This window comes from Pseudomonas sp. B21-056, from assembly GCF_026016325.1.
Classification (GTDB): domain Bacteria; phylum Pseudomonadota; class Gammaproteobacteria; order Pseudomonadales; family Pseudomonadaceae; genus Aquipseudomonas.
Window position 1 is genome coordinate 4435364 of the sequence record NZ_CP087203.1, and the last position, 26329, is coordinate 4461692.

22 protein-coding genes are annotated in these 26329 nt (G+C 63.1%); 10 read left to right on the forward strand and 12 right to left on the reverse strand.

Features of this window, described 5'->3' with window-relative positions:
* Positions 1 to 218 precede the first annotated feature (218 nt).
* The 4 genes from LOY67_RS19005 to codA all read left to right on the forward strand — a co-directional run bounded on the left by LOY67_RS19005 (position 219) and on the right by codA (position 4417).
* Entirely contained in the window at positions 219 to 1298 is a 1080-nt protein-coding gene (locus LOY67_RS19005) for a patatin-like phospholipase family protein (protein ID WP_265063940.1), read from the forward strand.
* A gap of 83 nt (positions 1299 to 1381) precedes the next feature.
* The gene (gene queD / locus LOY67_RS19010; RefSeq protein ID WP_003203918.1) at positions 1382 to 1738 is read left to right on the forward strand and encodes a 6-carboxytetrahydropterin synthase QueD; all 357 of its coding nucleotides are present in this window, start codon (positions 1382 to 1384) and stop codon (positions 1736 to 1738) included.
* Positions 1739 to 1965: 227 nt separating this feature from the next.
* On the forward strand, positions 1966 to 2796 hold the full coding sequence (locus tag LOY67_RS19015; protein WP_265063941.1) for an alpha/beta fold hydrolase: 831 nt from the start codon (positions 1966 to 1968) through the stop codon (positions 2794 to 2796).
* A 373-nt stretch (positions 2797 to 3169) separates the two neighbouring features.
* Positions 3170 to 4417, forward strand: coding sequence for a cytosine deaminase (gene codA, locus LOY67_RS19020; RefSeq protein ID WP_265063942.1), 1248 nt, complete (start codon positions 3170 to 3172; stop codon positions 4415 to 4417).
* Positions 4418 to 4589: 172 nt separating this feature from the next.
* Here codA and LOY67_RS19025 read toward each other — a convergent pair whose 3' ends face one another.
* A complete protein-coding gene (locus LOY67_RS19025) occupies positions 4590 to 5579 on the reverse strand; it encodes a diaminopimelate epimerase (RefSeq protein WP_265063943.1) in 990 nt (329 codons plus the stop codon).
* A gap of 179 nt (positions 5580 to 5758) precedes the next feature.
* Here LOY67_RS19025 and LOY67_RS19030 point away from each other — a divergent pair, with 179 nt between their 5' ends.
* The gene (locus LOY67_RS19030; RefSeq protein WP_265063944.1) at positions 5759 to 6910 is read left to right on the forward strand and encodes an MFS transporter; all 1152 of its coding nucleotides are present in this window, start codon (positions 5759 to 5761) and stop codon (positions 6908 to 6910) included.
* Positions 6911 to 7142: 232 nt separating this feature from the next.
* Here LOY67_RS19030 and LOY67_RS19035 read toward each other — a convergent pair whose 3' ends face one another.
* The 9 genes from LOY67_RS19035 to LOY67_RS19075 form a co-directional block, all read right to left on the reverse strand.
* Entirely contained in the window at positions 7143 to 9581 is a 2439-nt protein-coding gene (locus LOY67_RS19035; protein ID WP_265063945.1) for a TonB-dependent siderophore receptor, read from the reverse strand.
* A 98-nt stretch (positions 9582 to 9679) separates the two neighbouring features.
* The gene (locus LOY67_RS19040) at positions 9680 to 10663 is read right to left on the reverse strand and encodes a FecR family protein (protein WP_265063946.1); all 984 of its coding nucleotides are present in this window, start codon (positions 10661 to 10663) and stop codon (positions 9680 to 9682) included.
* Positions 10664 to 10707: 44 nt separating this feature from the next.
* The gene (locus LOY67_RS19045) at positions 10708 to 11202 is read right to left on the reverse strand and encodes a sigma-70 family RNA polymerase sigma factor (protein ID WP_265063947.1); all 495 of its coding nucleotides are present in this window, start codon (positions 11200 to 11202) and stop codon (positions 10708 to 10710) included.
* 243 nt (positions 11203 to 11445) lie between these two features.
* Positions 11446 to 11886, reverse strand: a complete 441-nt coding sequence (locus tag LOY67_RS19050) for a carboxymuconolactone decarboxylase family protein (protein ID WP_265063948.1) — start codon at positions 11884 to 11886, stop codon at positions 11446 to 11448.
* Positions 11887 to 11988: 102 nt separating this feature from the next.
* Positions 11989 to 13431, reverse strand: coding sequence for a mechanosensitive ion channel family protein (locus tag LOY67_RS19055; RefSeq protein WP_265063949.1), 1443 nt, complete (start codon positions 13429 to 13431; stop codon positions 11989 to 11991).
* A gap of 179 nt (positions 13432 to 13610) precedes the next feature.
* On the reverse strand, positions 13611 to 14477 hold the full coding sequence (locus tag LOY67_RS19060; RefSeq protein WP_265063950.1) for a pirin family protein: 867 nt from the start codon (positions 14475 to 14477) through the stop codon (positions 13611 to 13613).
* 243 nt (positions 14478 to 14720) lie between these two features.
* A complete protein-coding gene (locus tag LOY67_RS19065) occupies positions 14721 to 15335 on the reverse strand; it encodes a response regulator transcription factor (RefSeq protein WP_265063951.1) in 615 nt (204 codons plus the stop codon).
* A gap of 113 nt (positions 15336 to 15448) precedes the next feature.
* Complete coding sequence (locus tag LOY67_RS19070; protein ID WP_265063952.1) at positions 15449 to 15883, reverse strand: response regulator; 435 nt, start codon at positions 15881 to 15883, stop codon at positions 15449 to 15451.
* Positions 15884 to 16031: 148 nt separating this feature from the next.
* Positions 16032 to 19280, reverse strand: a complete 3249-nt coding sequence (locus LOY67_RS19075; RefSeq protein ID WP_265063953.1) for a transporter substrate-binding domain-containing protein — start codon at positions 19278 to 19280, stop codon at positions 16032 to 16034.
* Between the two features lie 217 nt (positions 19281 to 19497).
* Here LOY67_RS19075 and tam point away from each other — a divergent pair, with 217 nt between their 5' ends.
* From tam to LOY67_RS19090, 3 genes are all read left to right on the forward strand, one after another.
* Positions 19498 to 20268: a trans-aconitate 2-methyltransferase gene (gene tam / locus LOY67_RS19080; protein WP_265063954.1), complete on the forward strand. Its 771-nt coding sequence runs from the start codon at positions 19498 to 19500 to the stop codon at positions 20266 to 20268.
* A gap of 115 nt (positions 20269 to 20383) precedes the next feature.
* The gene (locus LOY67_RS19085) at positions 20384 to 21184 is read left to right on the forward strand and encodes an SDR family oxidoreductase (RefSeq protein WP_265063955.1); all 801 of its coding nucleotides are present in this window, start codon (positions 20384 to 20386) and stop codon (positions 21182 to 21184) included.
* Complete coding sequence (locus LOY67_RS19090) at positions 21177 to 23000, forward strand: glycoside hydrolase family 15 protein (protein ID WP_265063956.1); 1824 nt, start codon at positions 21177 to 21179, stop codon at positions 22998 to 23000. Before LOY67_RS19085 ends, LOY67_RS19090 begins: the two co-directional genes overlap by 8 nt.
* Positions 23001 to 23076: 76 nt before the next feature.
* Here LOY67_RS19090 and LOY67_RS19095 read toward each other — a convergent pair whose 3' ends face one another.
* Positions 23077 to 23436 (reverse strand): DUF6124 family protein, encoded by a 360-nt coding sequence (locus LOY67_RS19095; RefSeq protein ID WP_265063957.1) that lies wholly within the window; start codon positions 23434 to 23436, stop codon positions 23077 to 23079.
* A 566-nt stretch (positions 23437 to 24002) separates the two neighbouring features.
* Here LOY67_RS19095 and LOY67_RS19100 point away from each other — a divergent pair.
* Together LOY67_RS19100 and LOY67_RS19105 are read left to right on the forward strand one after the other, a co-directional pair.
* Positions 24003 to 24380, forward strand: a complete 378-nt coding sequence (locus tag LOY67_RS19100; RefSeq protein ID WP_265063958.1) for a hypothetical protein — start codon at positions 24003 to 24005, stop codon at positions 24378 to 24380.
* A gap of 28 nt (positions 24381 to 24408) precedes the next feature.
* Entirely contained in the window at positions 24409 to 25311 is a 903-nt protein-coding gene (locus LOY67_RS19105) for an alpha/beta fold hydrolase (RefSeq protein WP_265063959.1), read from the forward strand.
* On the opposite strand, the gene LOY67_RS19110 is transcribed toward LOY67_RS19105, so the two are convergent.
* Positions 25280 to 26272, reverse strand: coding sequence for a GlxA family transcriptional regulator (locus LOY67_RS19110; protein WP_265063960.1), 993 nt, complete (start codon positions 26270 to 26272; stop codon positions 25280 to 25282). The genes LOY67_RS19105 and LOY67_RS19110 overlap by 32 nt on opposite strands.
* Between the last annotated feature and the right edge of the window lie 57 nt (positions 26273 to 26329).

The window sequence follows — 26329 nt, forward strand, 5'->3', positions numbered from 1 at the left end:
CGTCACGGGGCGACTGTAGCCGGGTGAACTTAACTGAAACTGAATTGCCATCATGGAACACAGATCAACGACCGGGCCCTGTGGGAGCGAGCCTGCTCGCGATGGCGGCGTGTCAGTTGAAATTGATGTAACTGATCCGACGCCATCGCGAGCAGGCTCGCTTCCACAAGGGATTCGTGTCGCTATAATCTTTTGCTTGTTCAAATCCAGAGACCGGTATGACCGCCATCCACATCAAGTTCCCCGCCCTCACCCTCAAGGCCGGCCCCCGTGCCCTGGCGCGGATTCGCGCAGCCGGCCTCAAGGCGGCCGACGTCGGCATCCTGCCGGGCGCCGCGGGTGGTCCCAAGGCCCTGGGCATCCAGGGATTGGACCTGGCGCTGTTTGGGGAATGGCTGCCCGCCGCGCCGCGGGAACGGTCGTTGATCGGCGCTTCCGTCGGCTCCTGGCGCTTCGCCAGTGCCTGCCTGCCGGATGCCGCCGAAGGGATCCGGCGCCTGGGCAGCTTGTACAACGGGCAGAGTTTCGCCAAAGGCGTGACCATGGCCGGGGTCAGCCAGAGTTCGCAACGCATGCTCGACGACCTGCTCGAAGGCCGCGACGCGACGATCCTCGCCAACCCGCATTACCGGCTCAACATCATGGTAGTCAAAAGCCACGGTTTGCTTGCGCAGGATCATCGCGGGCGGTTGGGCCTGGGCCTGTCGTCGGTGATCGCCGACAACCTGCGAGGCCGTGCACGGCTGTCGCGGCACTTCGAACGGCTGATCGTCCACGACCCGCGCCTGGCACCGCCACTGCATCCCTTGAATGACTTTCCGTCACGCTTTGTGCCGCTTGCGGCCGACAATCTGCGCCAGGCGCTGCTGGCCTCGGGCTCGATCCCGATGGTGATGGAAGGCGTGCGCGACCTGCCGGGAGCCGGGGCCGGCACCTACCGCGACGGCGGCTTGCTGGACTATCACCTCGACCTGCCCTACAGCGGCGACGACATTGTGCTGTATCCGCACTTCACCGACCGGGTCATTCCCGGCTGGTTCGACAAAGGCCTGCCGTGGCGCCGTGGCAACGCAGGACGCCTGCAGGATGTGCTGTTGCTGGCGCCGTCCCGTGAATACCTGGCTCGCCTGCCCTACGGCAAGCTGCCGGACCGCAACGACTTCAAGCGTTTCATGGGCGATGACGCCAGCCGCCGCAGCTACTGGCGCACGGCGATGGACGAGAGCCGCCGACTGGGTGACGAGTTCCTGGAACTGGCGGCCAACGGTGGGCTGGGCGAGCGTTTGCTGACCCTTTAGTCAGCATGAGCGCGCAACGCCGGGCCCAAACTGATAAACTCCGCCGCCTGCCTCGCGACCGCTACCTTAAAGAGCCTGAACCTGTGGAAATCTTCAAAGAATTCACCTTCGAATCCGCCCACCGCCTGCCCCACGTACCGGACGGCCACAAATGCGGCCGCCTGCACGGCCACTCGTTCAAGGTGGCGATTCACCTGAGCGGCGACATCGATCCGCACACCGGCTGGATTCGTGACTTCTCGGAAATCAAGGCGATCTTCAAGCCACTCTACGAGCGCCTGGACCACAACTACCTCAACGACATTCCTGGCCTGGAGAACCCCACCAGCGAAGTCCTCGCCAAGTGGATCTGGAACGAGCTCAAGCCGTTGCTGCCGGAGCTCAGCGCCATCCGCATCCATGAGACGTGCACCAGCGGTTGCATTTATCACGGCGAGTAAGCCGTAGTCCCAATCTTGAAACAGAGCTTTTGTGGCGAGGGGATTTAGCGAAACGTCGCACCGCCCCGCTGGGCTGCGAAGCAGCCCCAAATTCCCAGCATTAATTCGCTCCGTATCTTTGGGGCGCGCTGCGCACGCCAGCGGGGATAAATCCCCTCGCCACAGATGACCCCCCTCGCAATGGCCTATGCTCTATCCCCTGAACCCTCTTCAGTGGAGCATCGACCATGACCGACTGGCCGCTGGATCAGGCATACAGCTTCAACGGACACACCATTCGCTACGCCATCCACGGTGACGGCCCGCCACTGGTATTCGTCCACGGCACGCCCTTCTCGTCCTATGTGTGGCATCGAATCGCCCCGCTGTTCTTTTCCACCCACCGTGTTCACTACTTCGACCTGCTGGGTTACGGCCAATCCGCACAACCCGATGCCGATGTCTCCCTCGGCGTACAGAACCTACTGTTCGCCAAACTGCTGGAACACTGGGGCCTGGAGCGCCCCGATGTGGTGGCCCACAACTTCGGCGGCGCCACCGCCCTGCGCACGCACCTGCTCAATGGCAAAAACTACCGCAGCCTGACGCTGATCGATCCGGTGGCGCTGTCGCCCTGGGGCTCACCCTTCGTCCAGCATGTGCGCCGGCATGAAGCGGCCTTCAGCGGGCTGCCCGATTACATTCAGCGCGCCATTGTGCCGGCATATATCCGCGGCGCGATCAAGCGGGACATCCCGGAGGCAGAACTGGCGCCCTACGTGCAGCCGTGGCTCGGCGAGACCGGCCAGGCCGCGTTCTATCGGCAGATTGCGCAAATGGACGAGCGTTACACCCGCGAGGCAGAAGGCCTGTATTCGAGCGTGCGCTGCCCGACGCAGATACTGTGGGGCGAGGATGACCAATGGATCCCCATCGAGCGCGGCCGGGCGCTGCACTCACTGATTCCAGGCGCGCAATTCCATCCCGTGCCGAACGCCGGGCATCTGGTCCAGGAAGATGCGCCCGAAGCCATTGTGGCGGCAGTCCTGCGATTCTTGTCACTCCCCCCATCCAACTGAATCCCCCCAACCCTGTGGGAGCGAGCCTGCTCGCGATGGCGCCGGGTCAGCCACATCCATTTCAACTGATACGCCGCCATCGCGAGCAGGCTCGCTCCCACAGGGATATAGGCGATCACAATGAGAAGCGTGTTCCAACTTGAATCATCCCCCGCACCACTTTCACTCCCTGCGCCCACCCAATTGCCTGGATTGTCTATAAATAACCTCGCGATCACTCGTTTACTTCACGGTGGCCGGTTGCAACGTGTTGCGCAGTGGCACCGCTGGTAGGAATCGCCACAGGCGCGCTAACGTATGTGCTATTGATCGGCGTAATGGGCACCCGGACCACTGACGCGCCACTCCAAGACCTATAAAAAGGACTCGCCCGATGCACATCATCAACGCCCGCCTGCGCAACCGCGAAGGCTTGCATGAACTGCACCTGGAAAATGGCCTGATCGCCAGCATCGCCCGTCAGACCGAAGCCCCCAGCCTCGGCCCGCAGGACCTCGACGCCGGCGGCAACCTGGTGGTGCCGCCCTTCGTCGAGCCGCACATTCACCTGGACGCCACCCTCACCGCCGGCGAACCGCGCTGGAACATGAGCGGCACGCTGTTCGAAGGCATCGAGTGCTGGGGTGAACGCAAGGCCACCATCACCGAGGAGGACACCCGGACCCGCGCGACGAAAACCATCCAGGCCCTCGCTGCCCATGGCATCCAGCACGTGCGCACCCACGTCGACGTCACCGACCCCGCACTCACCGCCCTCAAGGCCATGCTGGAAGTGCGCGAGCAAAGTCGTCATCTGATCGACATGCAGATCGTCGCGTTTCCCCAGGAAGGCATCGAGTCCTACCGCAACGGCCGCGAGCTGATGGAAGAAGCGATCCGCATGGGTGCCGACGTGGTGGGCGGCATTCCGCACTTCGAGTACACCCGCGACCAGGGTGTCAGCTCGGTGAAGTTCCTGATGGACCTGGCCGAACGCACCGGCTGCCTGGTGGATGTGCATTGCGACGAAACCGACGATCCGCATTCGCGCTTTCTCGAAGTGCTGGCCGAAGAAGCCCGCAGCCGCGACATGGGCGCCCGGGTCACCGCCAGCCACACCACGGCGATGGGCTCCTACGACAACGCCTACTGCGCCAAGCTGTTTCGCCTGCTCGGGCACTCGGGGATCAGCTTCGTCTCCTGCCCCACCGAAAGCATCCACTTGCAGGGACGCTTCGACACCTTTCCCAAACGCCGTGGGGTCACCCGGGTCAATGAACTGCTCGAAGCCGGGATGAACGTGTGTTTCGGCCAGGACTCCATCGTCGACCCGTGGTATCCCCTGGGCAACGGCAACATCCTGCGGGTACTGGAAGCCGGGTTGCACATCTGCCACATGCTCGGCTACCGCAACCTGCAAAGCGCCCTCGACCTGGTCACCGACAACAGCGCCAAGGCCATGGCCCTGGGCGAGCGCTACGGGCTGGAACCCGGGCGTCCGGCGAACCTGTTGATCCTCTCGGCCGACAGCGACTACGAAGTGATCCGCAGCCAGGGGTTGCCGCTGTGCTCGATTCGCAACGGTGAAGTGCTGATGAAGCGGCAGATGCCGGTGGTGGAGTTCGGGCCGCAGTTGGGCTGAGCGAGCCGACGATAGCGGTCTGTCCGTTGACCGTGAGGTAGCTGGCCCGAAGCTATCGCGAGCAGGCTCGCTCCCACATTGGATCTTCGGCGGGCATACTTTTTGTGTCCGCCGCTGCCCCCTGTGGGAGCGAGCCTGCTCGCGATAGCGTCATCAGCCGCACCGCAGCGCGCTAAAGAAGCCGCGCCGTCCCAAACAAACTGACCCGCACCAACTCCCCACCCACTTCTGTCAGCAGGATCGGCGCCGTCCCCCCCGGCATCACCACACTTACCGGCCCCGCCTTCACCCAGCCCACCCGCCACGCAGCGCTGGCCACGGCACTGGCGCTGGTGCCGGAAGAAGCGGTCGGCCCTTCGCCCCGTTCAAACACCCGGGCAGCGATCCGCCCTTCGGCCTCGCGCCAGGCCCATTGCAGGTTCACTCCCGCCGGGCACGGAATCCCGGCGCCAGCGGGCGCGGTATAAGCGATGCGGGTCAGGCGCTGGGAGAGTGCCGAATCGCGCATCTGGGTATTGCTCGGCAGCGCATCGGCGCTGTCCACCAGCGTCACGCAATGGGGATTGCCCATACTCACGAACTGACTGTTGCCCCAGGCCGGGTTCAATGCCTGAAGCGCTGCCACTCGACTGACTTCGCGCTGATTGAAGCGCACGCTTTGCGTCTCCTGGGCAGCAACGGCTCGAGGCCCGAACAGCGGCTGTCCAAGGTCCAGCCAGAAGCCTTGCGCGCCCTCGAACCCGGCGGCACGCACCGACGTTTGCAGCGGTGACGAACCTGCGTGCTTGGCGTGATGAACCTGCAACACACAATCGCTCTCCCTCGGCATCAAGCCTTGCTCTTGCAGGGCCTGGGAGAAAATCGTCAAGCCGTTGCCACTGCGCTCGGCCAGGGTGCCGTCGGTGTTGACGATCAACACATCGAAGGGTGGTTCGCTCTGGAACGGGCCGATCAGCAGACCATCGCTGCGATGCGCCTTGGCGCCCACTGGCTGCTCACCCGGCGCCCAGGCGCAGAACCCATGCACGGCAGCCGTTGCCCAGGACTCACGGGCTTGTGCGGCCAGCGCGGCCGATGGCGGCAGGTCAATACCCAGGGCACGGACCTGTTGCGGTGAAACGACACCATAGATATTGCCGCGTGCATCATAGAACTGCGTCATGAACCTGATCCGCCATCAACCAGCAAGGGCCGCCACTGTATGCCGTCCAACCCTTTGGGAGCAAAGCCTGCTCGCGGCGCAGACACCGCGGTGGCACCTTGAGGTCGCCTTGAGGTCAGTGGATATGCCAGCATAGGGCTCCCACCCGCATCACCGCATTGCAAAACCAAGGACGATTCATGACCGCCATCACGCCCCCACCCACCTTTGTCCCCGGACGCCTGGAACAAATGTCCACCCGCATCGCCTATCTCATCGCCGGCGTCGGCATCGCCGCCTGGGCGCCGCTGGTGCCTTACGCCAAGGCACGGGCGAACCTGGATGAAGGCTCCCTCGGCCTGCTGTTGTTGTGCCTGGGGGTGGGATCGATCCTGGCGATGCCGATTTCCGGCGCATTGGCGGCGCGGTTCGGCTGCCGGCGGGTGATGAGCGGTGGCACGCTCCTGATCTGCCTGGCATTGCCGCTGCTGGCGACGATGAGCACGTTTTCCTGGTTGGTGGCCGCGCTGTTCCTGTTCGGCGCCGGGCTCGGCACGGTGGACTCGACGGTGAACCTGCAAGCGGTGATCGTCGAGCGGGCCAGTGGCAAGACCATGATGTCGGGCTTCCACGGCATGTTCAGTCTTGGCGGAATCATCGGCGCGGCCGGCGTGAGCGCCCTGCTCGGCCTCGGGCTGTCGCCGCTGGGCGCGACGCTGGTGGTCAATGGGTTGCTGCTGGTGGCGCTGTTCAAGGCGGCGCCGCACTTGTTGCCCTACGGCAGTGAAAGCTCGGGCCCGGCGTTCGCCGTTCCCCACGGCATCGTGTTGTTTATCGGCATCCTGTGTTTCATCGTGTTCCTGGCCGAAGGCGCGGTGCTGGACTGGAGCGCGGTGTTCCTGACCACCGAACGCGGGGTCGAGACGGCCTACGCCGGGCTGGGTTATGCCGCATTCGCACTGACCATGACCGTCGGCCGCCTGACCGGCGATGCCGTGGTGCATCGCCTGGGCGCCCGACGGGTGATCATCTATGGCGGCACCACGGCTGCCGTCGGCTTCCTGCTGGCGACCCTGGCGCCGATGTGGCAAGCGGCACTGCTGGGTTACGCGTTGGTGGGGGCCGGCTGTTCGAACATCGTGCCGGTGCTGTACACCGCCGTCGGCAAACAGACCCTGATGCCCGAAGCGATTGCCGTACCCGCCATCACCACCATCGGCTACGCCGGCATCCTCGCCGGCCCGGCGCTGATCGGGTTCGTGGCCCATGGCAGCAGCCTGAGCGTGGCCTTCGGGCTGCTGGCGTTGTCGCTGGTGGTGGTGGCGATCAGCGGAAAGATCCTGAAAGTCTGAATGCTCCCGGAACCCTTGTGGCGAGGGGATTCTGCAAAACGTCGCCCCCCCCCCCCGCTGGATTGCGGCTGTAGGAGCTGTCGAGCGAAGCGAGGCTGCGATCTCTCCACTGTCAGTTGAATCTCGAGTGGAAGAACAAGATCAAAAGATCGCAGGCTTCGCCAGCTCCTACACAGCCCAGCGGGGATAAATCCCCTCGCCACAAGGGTATGTGTGAAGCATTCAGCTTCGATCAAAACCCCACACTGGCCTGCACAAAGAACGTACGCGGTGCACCAGCATAGATCCCCGAGTTGTTGTCGCTGGAACGGGTGTAGTACTGATGATCGAACAGGTTCTTCACCCCGGCGCCGAGCTTCAGGTTCGACAGTTGCTCACCGAAGTCATAACCGGCGCGCACGTTCCACAGCACGTAACCCGGCATGTCGCCGAACTGCCCGTCGGCACTGCCGTCGGTGATGTAGTTGCCGCTGAAGCTGCCATCGGCGTTCACGCTGTTGCCCGGTGAGCGCTGCTTGGACTGGGCAAAGGCATCGAGGTTGTAGGTCCAGCGATTGACGTCATAGCGCAACCCCACGTTCGCCACCTGACGGGAATAGAACGGCAGGTCACGTCCCTTGAAACTCGGGATCTCACCTTCATAGGTGGCCCGGGTGTAGGTGAAACCGGCAGTGGCGCTCAAGCCTTCGAGGCGCGGGTCCAGCGCGGCCATGTCGTAATGCACCGAAGCTTCCAGGCCCTGGTGCTTGGTGGCGCCCATGTTGGTCCAGCCCACGTCGTTGCTGATGTATTGCAGCTCATCGTCGAAGTCGATGTAGAACAGCGTCACCTCCCCGCCCCATACGTCATCGTTATAGCGCGTACCGATCTCGTAGGTCTTGGCCTTCTCCGGGCTCAGGCCGTTGGCGGTGTTGTTGCCATCGCCGCCCTGGCCGAGTTGGAAATACTGCAGGCTGCCGAACGACGTCTCGTAGTTGGCGAACAGCTTCCAGGCATCGGACAGGTGGTACATCACGCTCAGGGCCGGCAGCGGCTCATTGCTGTCGATGCTGCGACGTTTCTCCTGCACCGGCCGGCCGGCAGTGTCGAGCACCGGGCGGTCGTGCCATTGCGTGCTGATGCTTTCGAAGCGGAGGCCCGGGGTGATGGTCCATCTGCCGACGTCGATCTTGTCATCGACATAGATCGCGTGAGCCTCGGTGCCGCCGGTGCGATCCTGATAGACGTGGCCGTCGGAGCCCGGACGCACCACCGGCTGGTTATCGCGCAGTGCCAGGCGACTGGCTTCTTCGTGCATGCCTTCCTTGAGGTAGCGATAACCCACACTGGCCTCTTGGGTGGTGGCACCCAGGTCGAATACATGGGACACCCGGGGCTCGATGCCGAAGGTGTAATAGGTGCGCGGGTAGGACACCAGGGTGCGCTGGTCCCGGGCGGCAATGGTGCTGCCACGGTAGCTGTCGGAGTAATAGGTCAGCACTTCGGCCTGGGTGCGGTCGCTTATTTCCCGGATCCACTTGAAGGAAATGTCCTTGCGCCGGCCGCTGAAGTTGTCCCAGTCGCGGTCGGACTGGTACGGGTCGGCGTCGTATTGCGCCTGGGTCAGCCCGCCGGGCATGTCGGCCTTGGCGTCGTAGTAATGCAGGTTCAGCGAGAAATCATCCACGTCGGTGGGCGCCCAATGGGTCTTGAGGAGGACGTCATCGATGTCGTTGCCATTGTTGCTCTGGCGATAACCGTTGCCGTTGACGCCTGAATACAACAGCGCGACGCCCAAACCGTTATCCGCGGTGCCACCGAGGAACGCCGTGTCGATGTGCTTCCAGCCGCCGCGCTGGGACGTTTCCAGGGTCGTGCCGATTTCACCGGTGGCTTTTTCCGGGATGGCGCGGGTCACGAAGTTGATCACCCCGCCGACGTTCTGCGGCCCGTAACGCACGGAGCCGGCGCCGCGCACCACGTCGATGCTGTCCAGGTTGCCTGAAGAGATCGGCGCCATGGACAGTTGCGGCTGGCCATAAGGCGCAAACGCCGCGGGCACGCCGTCGATCAGCACCGTGGAGCGGGGCGACAGCCGCGAGGTAAGGCCGCGCACGCCGACGTTCAGGGCGATGTCGCTGCCACCGGTGCCGTTGGCGTCCTGCACCTGCACACCCGGCACCCGACGAAGCACATCGCCAACATTCATGGCGCCCTGCTCCTGCATCGCTTCACGACGGATCACCGTGCGCGCGCCGGGGTGGTTCTGCACCACCTCGGCGTTGGCATCGCCGAGCCAGTCGCCCACCACCTGGATCTCGGTAGCCCCCAGTTCCATCGGGCCAGCGGCGGAGGCCGATGGTGCCGGCAGCACGGTCACCGAACCTTGATCGAGTTGGTACTGCAACCCGCTGCCCTGCAGCAGTTGGCGCAAGGCCGCTTCCGGCGACAGGTTGCCGTCCACGGCCGGGGCCTGCTTGCCAGCCACCAGTTCGGGGCTGAAGAACACCTGTAGCGAGGTCTGCTGCCCGAGCTGGCTCAAGGCCTGGCCCAGCGGCTGCGCCTGGATATGAATGGCGGTGGCGACCTGATCGGCGAAAGCCTGGGGCAACGTGGCGCCGACGGCCAGGGTCAAGGCCAGCGGCAGCCAGTGTGCAGCGATGCGGTTGTTGTTTTTAGCGGGGGTTTTCACGTCGAACCTTGTCCTGTCGAATCGCAAGAATACGCGTCTGTTAATGCAAACCAGTTGCAGTTGGACAAGAAGACGAAGAACTCGGAAAAAACCTGAATCTATCGCGCAATTATTTCCTGGCTGCCGTCGTCCAGGGTTCGAACGGCCACCGGCAGGATGTTCGGCAAGGCCTTGATCAGCGCTTCGGGGTTGTCGGCGCGGAACACGCTGGTCAGCCGCAGGTCACCTATCGCCGCACTGCCGACCCGCAAGGGTTTGGCGCGGTAACGGGAGACTTCTTCAACCACGTCCCGCAGCGGCGCGTTGTTGAACACCAGCTTGCCGTTACGCCAGGCAGTGAGTTCATCGGCGTTGATCGCATAAGGCGCAGCGACCTGGCCTTGGGCATCGATCCGGGTACCAAGACCCGCCGTAAGACTGACAAACTGGGCCCGCGGCGCATCGCGCCCCTGGACCTTGACGCTGCCCCGCTCCACCGCCACCCGGGTGGTGTCGGGATCGCGGCGCACGTCGAAGCGCGTGCCGGTCACCGTCACCTGGCCGTTACCCGCTTCCACGGTGAATGGCCGACCGGCGTCGTGTTCGACGCTGAACAAGGCCTCGCCTTCGACCAGTTCCACCCGCCGTTGATGATGGGCAAATTGAATCCGCACCCGGCTGCGGCTGTTGAGGTCGACCACCGAGCCGTCCGGCAAGGCGATGTGCCGGCGCTCGCCCAGGGCCGTGGCAAATTCCGCCGTGTAATCGGTGGAGGAACCCAGGCCGCTGAACAAGCCCAAGCCGACCGCCACCGCGAGCAGCCCGGCGGCCACTGCATAACGCAGCAGGGGCCGGCGCTTCGGCCGCTCGGCGGGCCGTTCGCACAGCGCTCGCAGGCGTTCTTTGGGCACCAGGTCGGTGGCGCTCCAGATACCCTGCAACAATTGGATTTCGTCGCGATGGGTGGGGTGCTCGTCCAGCCAGAGTTGAAAATGCTGGCGCTCTTCGACATCCATGGCCGGGGCTTGCAAGCGCACGAACCATTGCGCAGCATCGTCGCGAACCCTGTCCCGCCCGCACGGGCATTCACGGCTATCCATCATGGAGGGTCCTGGGGGGTGGCCGGATTCAGGTGGAAGATGACGGGTCATTGATCACCGTCCAGGCGATCACGCAGATGCCGCAGGGTGCGGATCATATACTTTTCCACCATGTTCTTTGACAGGCCCAGGCGCTCGGCGATTTCCGCCTGGGTCAGGCCTTCGATCTTCTGCCAGACGAACACGGTGCGGCAGTTGGCCGGCAGCTCGGCAAGCGCCCGCTCGATGGAGTCCGCCAGCTGGATCGCGTGCATGAAATGCTCCGGGTCGCTGGAAAACGACTGACTGTGGTCGACCGCCTCCTCCATGGCGCCCCGTCGATCTTCGCGCCGATAGCCATCCACTGCAATGTTACGCGCCGTCTGGTGCAGATAGGCCCGTGGCTGCTCGACTCCGGTCGAATTGGCCTCAAGCACCCGCACGAAGGTGTCGTGAGCCAGATCCTCGGCCTGTTCGCGATTGCGCAGGCGCCGGGTCCAGGTCCCGATCAACTCTTCGTAATGCTCGAAAAAGCCGGGTTTGCGGGGCAACTTGAGGGTCATTACGGCGCGCTGCGGGAACGGGATGTGAATAGTAATATTTCCCATTCATGCAAAGCAAACGGCTTGCGGTGTCGGGGGGCCACAGGTTTTGTGGCGAACTTGAGGCTTACGGTCACCGGAAACCCATGTGGGAGCGAGCCTGCTCGCGAAGGCGTAGTGTCAGACGCTATAGAGGTCGTCTGATACACCGCTTCGCGAGCAGGCTCGCTCCCACAGTTTATTCCGAGCGTCTATCTGGACGCTTCACGCCTCAGGCATCTTGCGGAAACCCACCGCCAGGCGGTTCCAGCCATTGATGGCGTTGATGGCGACGGTCAGGTCGACCATTTCCTTGGGGGTGAAATGCTGGTTCAGCACTTCATAGTCGGCGTCCGGCGCATGGGTGTCGCTCAGGCGGGTCAGGGCTTCGGTCCAGGCCAGCGCGGCGCGCTCGCGAGGGGTGAAGAATGGGGCTTCGCGCCAGGCGGTCACGGCGTACAGGCGACGCTCCGTTTCGCCGTCCTTGCGGGCATCGGCGGTGTGCATGTCGATGCAGAAGGCGCAGCCGTTGATTTGCGAGGAGCGCAGCTTGACCAGTTCGAGCAGGGATTTTTCCAGGCCCAGTTTCGTGACGGCGGTTTCCAGGGCCAGCATGGCTTTGAAGGCGTCAGGGGAAGCGGTGTAGAAATCGATACGCGGTTGCATGGTCTGCTCCAGAACATTGGGTGTAGCGCTACGTTAGCCCCAGGCTGGCGCGGTACAAATAGCCAATTATTGAGAAGTTCGAGTGACCAATGGCTACGTTATTCAGGCCCGGTTGCGCAGCCATTGCAGGAAACGCTTCTTGGCCACGGGCTTGGGGGCTTCGCGGATCAGGTTCTGGGCGAGGTTCATCCGCACATCCAACAGGTTTTTCATGGCGTCGTTGATGTCATGCCGGGCATCGAGGCAGGGTTTGAGGTAGTCCTTCTCGATGCGATACAGGGTGCAGAACGTCTTGGCCGAAAAGTTCGCCAGTGCGGCCAGGTCGGAAATGATGCCGGCTTCGCCTATCACTTCCCCCGGCCCCATGCGCCCGCCTTCCAATACCTGGCCGTTGCGCAGCATGGTCACGCTGACCACCCCGGATTCGATGATGAACAGATGATCGCTGACCTCGCCGGCCGGCAGAATCATGTCGCCCGCACGGAATGTCTGCAGGGTCATGTTCTGGCTGAAGGTGTCTTTTTCTTCCTGGCGCAAGGTGGAGAAAATGCTCGAGCTGTCCAGCAACGCACGAGGCCGCGACGAACCGCTGGCGGAGGCGCTTTCGCTGTCGGACAGCAGACTGATCCCCGACGCCCGCAGGTGCCGGAAGGCCAGGTCGAACAGTTGGTTGCGCACCTCGCGTTTCTGGCTCCGGGTGGCGACGAAACCGCTGATTTCGTATTCCGCCCCGGCGCTGCCGGAGCTTTTCAGCGTGACGCAAGGGGCCGGTACGGCGAGCAAGGCGCGACAGCCGATCATGGCGCGCTCCAACGCCTCGATCACCTTTTGAGGCCGGGCGTGTGGACTGATCTGAACGCTGATGGACAACCCGTGGACATCGCTGGGCCGGCTGAAGTTGATGACCTTGGCCTTGGCCGCCAGTGAGTTGGGAATCACCGCCATGCTGCCCTGGGCGGTCTGCAACCGCGTGGCGCGCCAGTCGATGTCGGTGACCCGGCCCTCGGTGCCGTCGATGGAGATCCAGTCATCGAGCTGATAGGGCTTGGTGGTATTGAGCACGATGCCGGAGAACACGTCGCTGAGGGTGCTTTGCAAGGCCAGGCCGACGATGATCGCCATCGCCCCGGACGTCGCCAGCACGCCCTTGACCGGCAGATCCAGAACGTAGGCCAGCGCGGCAATCACGGCGATCAGGAAAATCACCGCGCCGAGCAGATCCTGCAGCAGCCGCCCGGTATGGCCGACCCGCTGCATCATCACCGCGCCGATCAGCACCGTCAGGGTCCGTGCGGCGAACAGCCACCAGGCGATCTGCAAACCGGTGGCCGCCAGGTGCCGCGGCACATCGTCAACCCACTGCGCCGGCTCCATGGGGTTGAGGCCTTCATTGAACAGCAGCATGCTGAACAACGAAAAAATCACCAGTCGCCCGCCGATTTTCCAATAGGTCCGCTGCGCACTGACCAGTCGCCACAACAGCATGTCGAGCACAAGCAGCACCAGGGCGCAGAGCAGCGGGTGATCGATGATCAGAGACAGCATGGGGGACAGCTCCGGGAAGGCTATTGGCGAGAAGATTGGCACACAAATCCCTGTGGGAGCGAGCTTGCTCGCGATGATGGCAGGACAGTCAATGCATTATCGACTGGCAGACCGCTATCGCGAGCAAGCTCGCTCCCACAGGGAACAGGGAACAGGGAACAGGGAACAGGGAACAGCGATCAATCATCCATCCGGCCAAAATGCCCGGAGTGGAAATCGTTGAAGGCCTGGTGGATTTCCTGCTCGCTGTTCATCACGAACGGGCCATGGCCGACGATGGGCTCGTCGATGGGCTCGCCGCTGAGCAGCAACACCACCGCGTCGTTATTGGCCTGCAGGGTCAACTGGTCGCCGGCCCGGTCGAACAGGGCCAGTTGCCCCGCTTCGATTCGCTCGTGACCGTTGGCCTGCACCGTGCCATGCAGCACCACCAATGCCGTGTTGCGGCCTTCGTGCAGGTCGAGGGTCAGGTTCTTGCCGGCGTTCAGGCGGATATCCCAGACATCGATGGGCGTGAAGGTCCTGGCCGGGCCTTGTTGCCCTTCGAAGGTCCCGGCGATCAGGCGCAGACTGCCGGCGTCGTCCTTGAGTTCAATGTTCGGAATGTCTCCCTTGAGCAGCGTCTGGTAGCCGGCCGGGGCCATCTTGTCCTTGGCGGGCAGATTGACCCACAGCTGGACCATTTCCATGAACCCGCCCTGGCGGGCGAAGGCTTCGGAATGGAACTCTTCATGGATGATCCCGGAAGCGGCGGTCATCCATTGCACGTCGCCCGGGCCGATCTTGCCGCCGCTGCCGGTGGAGTCCCGGTGTTCCAGCTCGCCCTGGTAGACGATGGTCACGGTTTCGAAACCCCGATGCGGGTGCTGGCCGACACCGCGACGCTGGCTGGTAGGGGCGAATTCGCTGGGTGCAGCGTGGTCCAGCAGCAGGAACGGGCTGATGTGCTTGCCCAGGTTGTCGTAGGAAAACAGCGTGCGCACCGGGAAGCCGTCGCCGACCCAATGGGGTGATGGGCTGGTGTAGAGGCCAATGATCTTTTTCATGCTGCGTCTCCCGATCAGGTGTTGCGATTCGATGGACACAGCTTAAAACCGAGACCGTTGATGCACTAGACTGCGAAAGTCGGCTTTAGTGTTCTATCTGGAGAACAATCAGGGACCGGAGGATGGCGTTATCGTTCATCGCGAGCAGGCTCGCTCCCACCATTGAAATGCATTCTCCTGTGGGAGCGAGCCTGCTCGCGAAGAGGCCTGTCAGCGCTCACATAACCCCAGGCCCGCCGGAGCTTACAAGTGATTGCGCTTGGCGAAATCCGACAAGCCCACCAGCGTCTTCAGGCCGAGCTTTTCCAGCAGCCGGGTCTTGTAGGTGCTGACGGTCTTCGGGCTCAGGTACAAGGATTCAGCGACATCCTTGCCACGCATGCCCATGGACAGCATTCGCAGAATGGATAGCTCGCGGGTGGAAAGGCTTTCCAATGCCTGCTGTTCGGTGCGCTGCTGGAAATCCAGCCTGACGGGCATCTGGGGGAAATAGGAATAACCGGACTTCAAGGCATGAATAGCCTTGGTCAGCTCCTTCAGGTCGCTTTTCTTGGTCACGAAGCCCCTGGCTCCGGCCGAGATGCAGCGGTTGCAGAAGTGTTGCGCATCCTGGGAGGTGAATACCAGCACACCGCACTCGGGGTACTGGGCCATGATCCAGACCAGCAGATCCAGGCCATCGAAGCCATTCATCACCAGGTCCAGAATTACCAGTTCCGGCGTACTCCCCTTGAGCAGCGCCCTGGCATCGAGCACGCCATTGGCGTCCCTGATCCGGGTAAACCCCTCGCTCTGGCAAATCAGCCGCAATGCCCCCCGTATGACAGGGTGGTCATCCACGATCAACACGTCTTTCAAGGCAACTCCCCAGATGAATACAAACAACGCCGATGCCATGCTGCAGCGGACTCTTGCACAAGCGACAGGCCAGGCCACCTGTCAGGTCTGACAGTGCCGACCAATGGTCAGGATCAGCCGCCGTGGCTGTGCCTGAGGGGACGACTCCACGGATGCACCAGCTCGCAGTCCGCCGGATCGACCCGCGCCATCAGGCGCGCCAGGGACGCGAGATCCGGCAGTTGCGCAGGGTGCAGTTGCACACTTGCCCGACGCGCGACAGGTACCGACAGGAGGCCGGCCTGTTGTGCGTTGTAGATCATTCCATGACGCACCTGCGGGTTATCGAGGAAGAAACCCGGCAGGTCCAGCGCCCCATCTCCCAGGCAGGCATCGACGACCAGCAGGTCGAACGGCTCGATACCGAACTCCATCAGCGTTATCAGCTCCTGCGCACTGCTCACGGGGGCAATCCGGAAATAGCCCTGCTGGTTGAACAGGTACTCAAGCTTCATTCGATGAGAATGGTCTGTATCGGCAATCATGATACGCAGTGCTTTATTCGGCATGACAGGCACCCCAGTGACAACGCGACAGGTATGAACCGCCTCGTAAACGTTAAGGGGCCTCAGGCTAGAGGAAGCTTTTGAGGGGCGCTGTAGGAAGAGTCCTAAAAACCGTCGGAAAAAGCTCTGCTCGACACGCGGTTGTAGGAAGTCATTCGCGCGAGCCGGGGACAGCAAGCGCCCTCGTCGCATGGGTCTCCAGTTGTTCGGTAAGAAAATCCATGGCCTGGCGCAAGTCACCCACCGCGTTGGCAAGCAACACGCCGTCGGCGCTTCGGCAGGCGTCTTCCAATACCTCACAGGCGGCGATCAGGCCTTGCGCCTGAATGATCCGCGCCCCGCCCTTGATCCGGTGCGCCAGGTCCGCGAGCCCAATTACATCGTGCCGGGCGAACAGCTCCATGAGTCGCACCTTGTCGCCGGCATTGCTGCTGACCAATTCCTCCAGCAGCTTTTTGATCGAGACGATGTCGCCTCCGGTCAGTTGCTCCAGGCTGGTCAGATCGAAACTGTCGGTCAACGCAACGAGCCCCTCCTCGTCAGGCGGCGCACTGAGCGAACCCAGGCGCGCCTGCAGTTCCTTGAGGCCGATGGGCTTGAACAGGCAGTCGTCCATCCCGGCATCGATGCAGCGGTCCTTTTCTTCGCGCTGGGCATTGGCCGTGAACCCCAGGATCAACCCCCGCGACAGTCCTCGGGCCTGTTCTTCGTCGCGAATGGCACGGGCCAGCTCATAACCGCTCATCAACGGCATGTTGCAGTCGGTGATGACCGCATCGAAATGTCCGGCGCGCCAGGCCAGCAGACCCTGGACGCCGTCCCCGGCCTCCTGGACCCGGTGCCCCAGGTAGTTCAGTTGTCGAGACAACAGCAGGCGATTGGCCGGGTGGTCATCGATCACCAGGATGTTCAGGGCCTGGGCCGCCACCAGCGCCTCGACCTCGGCCGGCTGTACTTGCACCAGGGAGTCGAGCAAAGGCAGATGCAGCAGGATCTCGATCTGCGTGCCCGTCCCCGGCACGCTGCTCAACGCCAGGCTACCGCCCATCATCTCGCACAGGGTACGGCTGATCATCAGCCCCAGCCCGGAACCGCTGCGGGCGGACTGGCGGTGATTGCCGGCCTGGGTAAAGGGGCTGAACAGGCGTCGCTGGTCCTCCAGGGAAATCCCGCTGCCGGTGTCTTCGACCCGTAGACAGAGGCCCAGGCGCTTGTCGTCTTGATCCGGGTCGGCTCGCGCACTCAGGCGTACCCGGCCTTGCTCGGTGAATTTGATCGCGTTGCTCAGCAGGTTCGACACGATCTGCTTGAAGCGCAAGGGATCGATCAAGACGTCCTTGTCGATCGCGGCGTCCAGATCCAGTTGCAGGTCCAGTTGTTTCTGCCGGGCCAGGCCTTCGAACATCCGCGCCACCGACTCGACCAACCGCGCCAGATTGGCCCGCTCGGGCGCCAGGGACAATCGCCCCGACTCGATGCGTGCGATATCCAGGATGTCGCCGATCAGCCCCAGCAAACCGTGGGCCGCGTCGGAAGCGACTTCGATGGCAACCCGGTCGACGATGCCCTGGTCGGCTTTTTTCAGGGCCAGTTCCAGCATGCCGATCAACGCATTCATCGGCGTGCGGATTTCATGGCTCATGGTCGCCACGAAGGTGGTCTTGGCCCGGTTGGCATCGTCGGCGCTTTGCTTGGCGATACGCAGTTGCTCCAGCAGCCGCCGCAGATAAACGACCCACCCCAGGGCCAGCAACAGCAACAACGCGGCGATGGCAAACCCCTGGAGGATGGTGGTGCGGTTACGCAGCCAATAGCTGTCGTCGATCACCACCTCACTGCGCCAGCGATTGGTCAGTTCGTCCATTTCTTCGGGGGAGATACTCAGCAGTGCCTTGTCGAGGATCGAATGCAGCTCCAGTGCATCCCGCCGAGTCGCCAGGGCTACACGTGCCGGCAGGGTGCCCACGGTGCTGGTGATCTGCAACCTGTCGCGGTACTGCCGGGAGATCAGGTAACGGGCGCTGATCAGCGAGTTGACCGCGCCGTCCACCGTGCCGGCGGCGACCCGGGCCATGGTATCGGCGGAGTCTTGCGCCGGTACCAACTGCACACGGGGAAACTGTTCCAGCAGGTACTCACGCAGCACGTTGCCGCGAGTCAGCGCCAGTCGCTTGCCCTCCATCCGGTCCAGGGTCAGCGGGACCTTGGCGGTACGTGGCGTCACCAACACGAACGGGGTGCTCAAGTACGGTCGGGTGAAGCGCAGCGCATCTTCAAGTTCAGCGGTCACCGGAGCCGCCGCCAGGACATCGGCCTGGCCGCTCCGGACCTGCTCGATCAGGCCGTCAAGCGAACTGCCACGCCGCAGATCGAACTTGAGGCCGGTGCGCAAACTGATCCTGGCCAGCACATCGGCGCCGATACCGCGAATCTGGTCCTGGTCATCGACAAACGTCAGCGGCGGGAAATGTTCGTTGACGGCCACCGTGATCCGCGGATGCGCATCCAGCCAGCGTTGTTCATTGACGCTGAAATGCAGCGCCTGCTGCCCCGGCATGCTGGCGCCACCGGCACTCCAGCGGCGCAGGATGCTCATGCGCTCCCGGGTGGGAATTGCTTGCAGCGCGGCATCGACAATATGCAACAAGCGCCGGTTGTCCCGCCTGATCGCGAAGGCGAACGGCTGCACTTCCAGGCGGGAAAAATCCGCCAGTTGGATATTGTTCAGGTAGTTCTTGCCGATCAGGTAGTTGGCGCTGATCGAATCTCCCAGGTAGACATCGGCCTGACCGAACGCCACCGCGCCAATGGCGCTCAAGGTCGAGGGGTACAACTGCAAGGTGGCATCGGGGTAGAACGCTTCGACCGTGGCCGGCGGCAGATAGTGGTACAACATCGCCAATCGCTTGCCCGCCAGGTCCGGGGGCAAGTCCTGGCTGTCATCAATGCGCGCCACGAGGGTGGGCAGGTCATCGGCGTATGCCTGGGACATGCTCAGTTCCGGGTCGCCGGCCTCGAAGCCGTTGGCGGTACCGAGCAGGTCGATCTCGCCGCTGTGCAGCGCCTGGAGCGATTCGGCCCGGGACGGGTAACGCCGCACCTGCACCTCGACCTGCAGCAACTGCCCGAGCAACTGGGCGTAGTCGGCGGTCAGGCCTTCATAATCGTTGCCATTGCCAGTGATGCTGAACGGCGAGTAATCCGGTGCCGAGACGCCCAGCAACAACCTGCCCTTGCCCCGCAACCAGACCTGGTCGGCCTCGTCCAGGGCCACCGAATAGTCATCCACGTGGGAGCGCCCGAGCACCTGCAGCGATTCGGGGGCTGCGCCAACCTGCGGCGCCACACTCAATGAGCCCAGCAACAGCGCCACCAGGCCCGTGCGTAGAAGCAGCATCATCTGGATCAGGTTTTTCGCCTGGCGAAATCGGTGCGGAAGGTACAGACCAGGGTTCGGCTTCCAGGTTACGTCGGCGCTGGAATCTTGCTCACGCCATCAAGCAATGTATTGCGGGCCGATCGACCTGTCTGCTGTAAGAACTAACAGGTGCGCGCCTCATTCCCCTGGCGCCTTTATACTGCTGCGACCCGATTCGATTTCGACCCAGGAGAACGCCATGAGCTGGTCCGCCAGGCAGTACGTCACGTTTGAACAGGAACGCACCCGCCCGGCCCGGGACCTGCTGGCCGCCATTCCCCCGGTGGAAGCGCGTTCGGTGATCGATCTGGGTTGCGGCCCCGGCAATTCCACGGAGCTGTTGGTGGAGCATTTCAGCGGGGCAACGGTGCGTGGCCTGGACAGCTCCGCCGACATGATCGACGCTGCCCGCCAGCGCTTGCCCGCCGTGGCGTTCGACACCGCCGATATCGGCCAATGGGACGAGCCCGGGCCGTTCGACGTGATCTTCGCCAACGCCGTGCTGCAATGGCTGCCCGACCACGCCACCCTGCTGCCGTCGCTGGTGAGCAAACTCGCGCCGGGCGGCAGCCTGGCGATCCAGATGCCCGACACCCTCCATCAGCCCTCCCACCGCTTGATGCGGGAGATCGCTGCCAGCGGTCCCTGGGCCAGCCAATTGGGCGGAGCGGCCGACACCCGCACGGAAGTGGCCGACGCCAGCACGTACTATTCGATCCTGAAACCCCATTGCAGCCGCGTCGATGTGTGGCGCACCACCTACCACCATCCGTTGGCCGGTGGTGCCGCGGGTGTAGTGGAGTGGTTCAAGGGCAGCGGCTTGCGGCCGTTTCTCGAGCCGTTGGACGAGGCGCAACGCGCGCAGTATCTGGAGCGGTATCTCCACGCGGTCGAACAAGCCTATCCGGCCCTGGACGATGGCACGGTGCTGCTGCCGTTTCCACGGGTGTTCATGGTTGCGACGCGCTAGGAAGCAGCGTCGGGGGATCCAGTCCGGGGGAAGATGAAGACCGCTTCACACAAATGAACTCTCCACGCTTCGCGCCAGTCAGCAGGTAAGGCCCTCCGTTCAAGGTGCTAAGCCCATGCAGATTTCCCTCGCGCAACAAGTTGCCCTCGTCACCGGTGCCAGCTCCGGCATTGGCGCCGGTTCAGCCAGGGCATTGGCCGCCGCCGGTGCCGCCGTGGTGCTCAATTACCATTCCGGCGCGGCCCCGGCCGAAGCGCTGGCCCGCGAGATCAACGACAACGGCGGCCGCGCCATCGCCCTCGGCGCCGATGTGTCCCAGGAACAGGAGGTCGAGCGGTTGTTCGCCCAGACTGTGGATGCCTTCGGCACATTGGACATTCTGGTCGCCAATTCCGGCCTGCAAAAAGACGCCGCTGCCGTCGACATGAGCCTGGACAACTGGAACACCGTGATCGGCGTCAACCTCACCGGCCAGTTCCTCTGCGCCCGCGCCGCGCTACGGATTTTCAATCGCCAGGGTATTCGCCCGGGCGTTTCCCGGGCCGCCGGAAAAATCATCCACATGAGTTCGGTCCACCAGCGCATCCCCTGGGCCGGTCACGTCAACTACGCTGCGTCCAAGGGCGGTATCGACCTGTTGATGCAGAGCCTGGCCCAGGAAACCAGCCACCAGCGCATCCGCATCAACAGCATCGCCCCCGGCGCCATCCGCACCGCCATCAACCGCGAGGTGACCGAGGGCGAACCGGGGCAAAAGCTGCTGGAGCTGATTCCCTATGGTCGCATCGGTGATGTGGAAGACGTCGCCAACGCGGTGGTCTGGCTGGCGTCGGATCTTTCCGATTATGTGGTGGGCACCACGCTGTTCATCGATGGCGGAATGAGCCTTTATCCGGGGTTTCGCGGCAATGGCTGACCATGACGAACCACAAAGTCCCATCGAGAACCACGGCATCATCGGCGACATGCGCAGTGCCGCGCTGGTCAATGACCGGGGCAGCGTCGACTTTTTCTGCTGGCCGGAATTCGACAGCCCCTCGATCTTCTGTTCGCTGCTGGATACCCCGCAAGCGGGCATTTTCCAGCTCGCGCCCGACCTGCCGGACGCCCGGCGCCAGCAGATCTACCTGCCCGACACCAACGTACTGCAAACCCGCTGGCTGAGCGATGGCGTGGTGGTGGAAATCACCGACCTGCTGCCCATCGGTGACACCGAGGATGACCTGCCGGTGCTGATGCGCAAGGTGCACATGGCGGTCGGCCACGCGACGTTTCGCATGCGCTGCGCGGTACGCCATGACTACGCCCGGGCCGCCACCACTGCGCACCTGGAAGGCGCCCACGTCTGTTTCAAAGCGAAGGGACAACCGAGCCTGCGCCTGCGTTCAGACCAGGCCATGACCCTGGACGGCAACGCGGCGCTGGCCGGATTCACCTTGCAAGAAGGCCAGAGCGCGGAGTTCCTGTTGGGAGGCATCGACGATCCCAGGCTTCAGGATGATGTCAGCGCCATATGCCTGGAGCGAACCCTGGCGTTCTGGCGCGGCTGGATCGGCCAATCCAATTACCGCGGACGCTGGCGGGAAACGGTCAACCGCTCTGCCCTCGCGCTCAAATTGCTGACCTCGCGCAAACACGGCGCCATCCTCGCCGCCGCTACCTTCGGCCTGCCGGAAACCCGCGGCGGCGAGCGCAACTGGGATTATCGCTACACCTGGATCCGCGACGCCTCGTTCACCGTCTACGCATTCATGCGCCTGGGCTTCGTCGAAGAGGCCAACGCCTACATGCGCTGGATGCGCGGCCGGGTCAGCGATTGTCGCGGGCAACCGGTCAAACTCAACATCCTGTACGGCCTCGACGGCAGGCAGGCGTTGCCGGAAACCGAACTGCCGCACCTGAGCGGATTCGGCAATGCGCGACCGGTGCGCATCGGCAACCTGGCCTACGAGCAGGTGCAACTGGACATCTTCGGCGAGTTGATGGACGCGGTGTATCTGGTCAACAAGTACGGCGAAGCCATTTCCCATCAGGGCTGGCAACACACTGTCGACGTGATCGACCAGGTGTGCGAAATCTGGCAAGACAAGGACGTGGGCATCTGGGAAATGCGCGGCGATAAACAGGATTTCCTGCATTCGCGCCTCATGTGCTGGGTGGCCGTCGACCGCGCCATCCGCCTCGCCGTCAAACGCTCCCTGCCCGCGCCGTTCACCCGCTGGGACGAAACCCGCCAGGCCATCTACAAAGACATATGGAGCCGTTTCTGGAACGACGAACGCCAGCATTTCGTCCAGCGCCTGGGCAGTACCGCCGTGGACGGCTCGATGTTGCTGATGCCGCTGGTGCGCTTCGTCAGTGCCCGGGACCCGCGCTGGCTGTCCACCCTTGATGCCATCGAAAAGCACCTGGTGCGTGACGGCATGGTGTACCGCTACCGCAACGACGATGACCCGATCGACGGCCTCAACGGCACCGAAGGTTCATTCGTCGCCTGCTCGTTCTGGTACGTTGAATGCCTGGCCCGCGCCGGCCGCGTGGAAAAAGCCCAACTGGAGTTCGAACAACTGCTGCGCTATGCCAACCCGCTGGGGTTATACGCCGAGGAGTTCGACGGCCACGGTTATCATCTGGGCAACACGCCACAGGCCTTGAGCCATCTGGCACTGATCAGCGCGGCGAGTTTCCTGGATCGCAAGTTGAGTGGGGAGAAGAATAGTTGGCAGCCTTAACCCGGGCTGGCGTCATTCTCGAGTGAACACCTCCCTGTGGCGAGGGGATTTATCCCCTCGCCACAGAAGCGATATGTCAGGCCACCGGCTCGATGTCATCCAGCGCACGATTGGCCAGCAACGTACCCAACTCAATCAACTGCTGGATCCCCAACGCAACATGTCGCCGGGAACCCTCCAGCTCGAACGCCAGGTCACTGACCATCGCATTGACCGACGCCAGGGTTTCGCTGAGGCTGGTCAGCACCGATTCGGTATTAATGCCCGGAACCACCGAAAAGACTTGGCCATCGTAAGTGTCGGATTTGGCTGTGGTGGTTGGAGACAGATGCACGCTCAGCGCCCGATCGGCGGCTTCGCGGAGTTTTCTTGAGTCGAGGGAGGTGTAGGCAGAAAGGTTTTCGGCGCTGGGAGGGTTGGGGGTGATCTTGACCATGATGAAACTCCATTCGAATGTGGAGTTCGCCATTTCCGCGACCAAGCAGAGGGTGGCGAACTGTACGCAGGTTGGTCGACCAGGGAATGGAAACCCGGCAGGGCCCGGAGCCCTCCCACGCACAGCCAGCCATAAAGCAGACAGCCGCTTGCGCGGCACCGTGCGCCATTCTAAACCCGGACGACCAAGCCCGGTCGCTGATTTTTGCAGCGACCGGCAAAGCCTATCCCCACCACTTCCTAACCGACAACCGCCACGACTCGTCAGAAAATTCCTGTTCACCAATTTTTCTGTAGGAACACACACCTGTGGCGAGGGAGCTTGCTCCCGCTCGGCTGCGCAGCAGTCGCAAAATCTTCCAGCCTCCGAAAAATCAGGATCTGATAAGGGGGTCGCTTCGCAACCCAGCGGGACCAAGCTCCCTCGCCACAGAAAGCATCAGGGGCATTCGGCCCATTCATCGTCATGGGTCCTTTCAGGTTGCCAGTCCCCCAAACCCCTCCTAAGATCGATGCTCTCACGGGTGCAGCGGAGCTGCCCGATAAAACCCGACTCAAGGACCAGGCATGACCTACGTGAAACGCACCATCGACACCCCGCCCCGTACCGGCCTGACCCGGGAAGACCTCTGGGAAGGCCAGGACAAGGGCTTGATCAAATGCTGGGAAATCGGCCGCGACCGGGCCACGAAATTTCCGGAACTGGCGCAACGTTGCCAGGCCGGTGAGTTGCCGGTGCTGGGCTGGAAAGGCGGGGTCAGCCGCAGCCTGAAGAAAAACGAAAAATTCGGCTGCCTCAAATACCTCGCCCAATGGCAGGGCCTGCGGGGTGAAGACCTGGACATCGACTTGTCCCAGGAACGCACGCTGACCTGCACCAGCACGAAGATGATCGTGACCTTCACGCCGGATCGGGCCAAATACGTGAATCAGGAACCCGCCTGAACGCAACCGGGCGCCGCCGGAGGCCGACATGAATCAGGATCCCAGGATCAGTTTCGCGGTAACACCGCTGTTGCGCATCGCCTACGAAGAACACGGTCCCGCTGGCGGCGACCCGGTCATCCTGCTGCACGGTTTTCCTTACGATCCCAGGGCGTTCGATGACGTCGCACCGGTCCTGGCCCAACACGGCTACCGGGTCATCGTGCCCTACCTGCGCGGCTATGGCCCGACCCGGTTCAACAACCCGGCGATCCTGCGTTCCGGCCAGCAAGCAGCACTGGCCCAGGACCTGTTGGACTTGATGCACGCACTCAACATCCCCCAGGCAGCGTTATGTGGCTATGACTGGGGTGGCCGGGCGGCGTGCATCGTGGCGGCATTGTGGCCCGAGCGCGTTCGCTGCCTGGTCACCGGCGATGGCTACAACCTGCAGGATATTCCTCGCTCAACCCAACCGCTGGACCCGGATACGGAGCATCGGCTGTGGTATCAGTATTATTTCCACACGACCCGCGGCGTGGAAGGCCTGACGCAGAACCGGCGTGAGCTGTGTGAATTGCTCTGGCGCCTGTGGTCGCCGACCTGGAAGCGTGGCACGGAGCTGTTTTCGCTGACCGCACCATCTTTTGAAAACCCCGACTTCGTCGACGTGGTGATTCACTCCTACCGCCATCGATTCATGTACGCACCGGGAGATCCGACCCTTGAATGGATGGAAGAACAGCTCACGGCGCAACCCGGCATCAGCGTGCCCAGCATTTCCCTGTGCGGTGCCGACGACGGCGTGGGGCCAGCACCTGAACACGACGAAGATGCCAGGCATTTCAGTGGTTTCTACGAGCGCCGGGTGCTGAGCGGTGTTGGTCACAATATTCCCCAGGAAGCCCCCGAGGCTACGATCAAAGCCCTGTTGGATCTGCTTGAAGGCTGACAGCGAAGCGCTCGCGATACGCCTGGGGCGTCACCCCCATGGCCCGCAGGAAACTGCGGCGCAGGGTTTCTTCACTGCCGAAGCCGCATTGCACCGCGACCCGCTTGATCGGCACCCCGGTGTCGGACAACAGGCGGCGGGCGGTTTCCACGCGAATCAATTCCACCGCCCGCGCCGGCGTCTGGCCGGTTTCGGTACGGTAATGGCGGACAAAGCTGCGTTCGCTCATGCCCGCCTGGGCGGCCAGGTTGGGCAGGCCCAGGTCCTGGGTGAGGTTTTCGGCGATCCAGGCGTGCAGGTCATCAAAACGGCTGCCCTGGTTCTGCAGCGACAAGGTCACGCTGAACTGTGATTGCCCGCCCGGTCGCTTGAGGAACACCACCAGTTGCCGGGCGACTTCCAGGGCCACGGCGCGGCCCAGGTCGTCTTCCACCAGCGCCAGGGCCAGGTCGATGCCCGCCGTGACTCCGGCCGAGGTCCAGACCGGGCCATCGTTGATGAAAATCGGATTGGGTTCGACCCGCAACTGGGGATGCTGCTCGGCCAGTTGCTCACAACGGGTCCAGTGCGTAACCACCCGGCGCCCGTCCAGCCAACCGCTGGCGGCCAGCAGGAATGCCCCGGTGCACACCGAGGCCACTCGCCGTGAACGCTCGCCATGGTCCTTGACCCAGGCCACCAGCGCCGGGTCCTTCGCCGCCTCGTACACCCCCCAACCGCCAGCGATCAGCAAGGTGTCGCTGCCTTCGGTCGGCAACGGCTCGGCCATCAGCGCCAACCCTGCCGAAGACACCACCGCACCACCACCGGCGGCGATCACCGTCGGTGCATACGGCAACGGCAGACCTCGCTGGCGGGCCATATCATTGGCCGAGGCAAACACCTGCAGAGGCCCGGTGACATCGAGCAGTTGCACATTGGCGAAGGCCAGTACATGAACGGTTTTCGGTGGGTTTGGCATATTGGCGTAATTCGTGGGCTTATTGGCGTATACGCCAAAGCCTACGGACCTACAGTA

What these genes read in the sequence shown, in the direction of transcription:
- LOY67_RS19100 (WP_265063958.1), top strand. Translation starts at nt 24,003, where the DNA reads ATGACCTACGTGAAACGCACCATCGACACCCCGCCCCGTACCGGCCTG.
- LOY67_RS19075 (WP_265063953.1), bottom strand. Translation starts at nt 19,280, where the DNA reads ATGATGCTGCTTCTACGCACGGGCCTGGTGGCGCTGTTGCTGGGCTCA.
- LOY67_RS19095 (WP_265063957.1), bottom strand. Translation starts at nt 23,436, where the DNA reads ATGGTCAAGATCACCCCCAACCCTCCCAGCGCCGAAAACCTTTCTGCC.
- LOY67_RS19105 (WP_265063959.1), top strand. Translation starts at nt 24,409, where the DNA reads ATGAATCAGGATCCCAGGATCAGTTTCGCGGTAACACCGCTGTTGCGC.
- LOY67_RS19025 (WP_265063943.1), bottom strand. Translation starts at nt 5,579, where the DNA reads ATGACGCAGTTCTATGATGCACGCGGCAATATCTATGGTGTCGTTTCA.
- LOY67_RS19110 (WP_265063960.1), bottom strand. Translation starts at nt 26,272, where the DNA reads ATGCCAAACCCACCGAAAACCGTTCATGTACTGGCCTTCGCCAATGTG.
- LOY67_RS19090 (WP_265063956.1), top strand. Translation starts at nt 21,177, where the DNA reads ATGGCTGACCATGACGAACCACAAAGTCCCATCGAGAACCACGGCATC.
- LOY67_RS19045 (WP_265063947.1), bottom strand. Translation starts at nt 11,202, where the DNA reads ATGACCCTCAAGTTGCCCCGCAAACCCGGCTTTTTCGAGCATTACGAA.
- LOY67_RS19030 (WP_265063944.1), top strand. Translation starts at nt 5,759, where the DNA reads ATGACCGCCATCACGCCCCCACCCACCTTTGTCCCCGGACGCCTGGAA.
- LOY67_RS19085 (WP_265063955.1), top strand. Translation starts at nt 20,384, where the DNA reads ATGCAGATTTCCCTCGCGCAACAAGTTGCCCTCGTCACCGGTGCCAGC.
- LOY67_RS19015 (WP_265063941.1), top strand. Translation starts at nt 1,966, where the DNA reads ATGACCGACTGGCCGCTGGATCAGGCATACAGCTTCAACGGACACACC.
- LOY67_RS19055 (WP_265063949.1), bottom strand. Translation starts at nt 13,431, where the DNA reads ATGCTGTCTCTGATCATCGATCACCCGCTGCTCTGCGCCCTGGTGCTG.
- LOY67_RS19005 (WP_265063940.1), top strand. Translation starts at nt 219, where the DNA reads ATGACCGCCATCCACATCAAGTTCCCCGCCCTCACCCTCAAGGCCGGC.
- LOY67_RS19040 (WP_265063946.1), bottom strand. Translation starts at nt 10,663, where the DNA reads ATGATGGATAGCCGTGAATGCCCGTGCGGGCGGGACAGGGTTCGCGAC.
- LOY67_RS19060 (WP_265063950.1), bottom strand. Translation starts at nt 14,477, where the DNA reads ATGAAAAAGATCATTGGCCTCTACACCAGCCCATCACCCCATTGGGTC.
- tam (WP_265063954.1), top strand. Translation starts at nt 19,498, where the DNA reads ATGAGCTGGTCCGCCAGGCAGTACGTCACGTTTGAACAGGAACGCACC.
- LOY67_RS19050 (WP_265063948.1), bottom strand. Translation starts at nt 11,886, where the DNA reads ATGCAACCGCGTATCGATTTCTACACCGCTTCCCCTGACGCCTTCAAA.
- codA (WP_265063942.1), top strand. Translation starts at nt 3,170, where the DNA reads ATGCACATCATCAACGCCCGCCTGCGCAACCGCGAAGGCTTGCATGAA.
- LOY67_RS19070 (WP_265063952.1), bottom strand. Translation starts at nt 15,883, where the DNA reads ATGCCGAATAAAGCACTGCGTATCATGATTGCCGATACAGACCATTCT.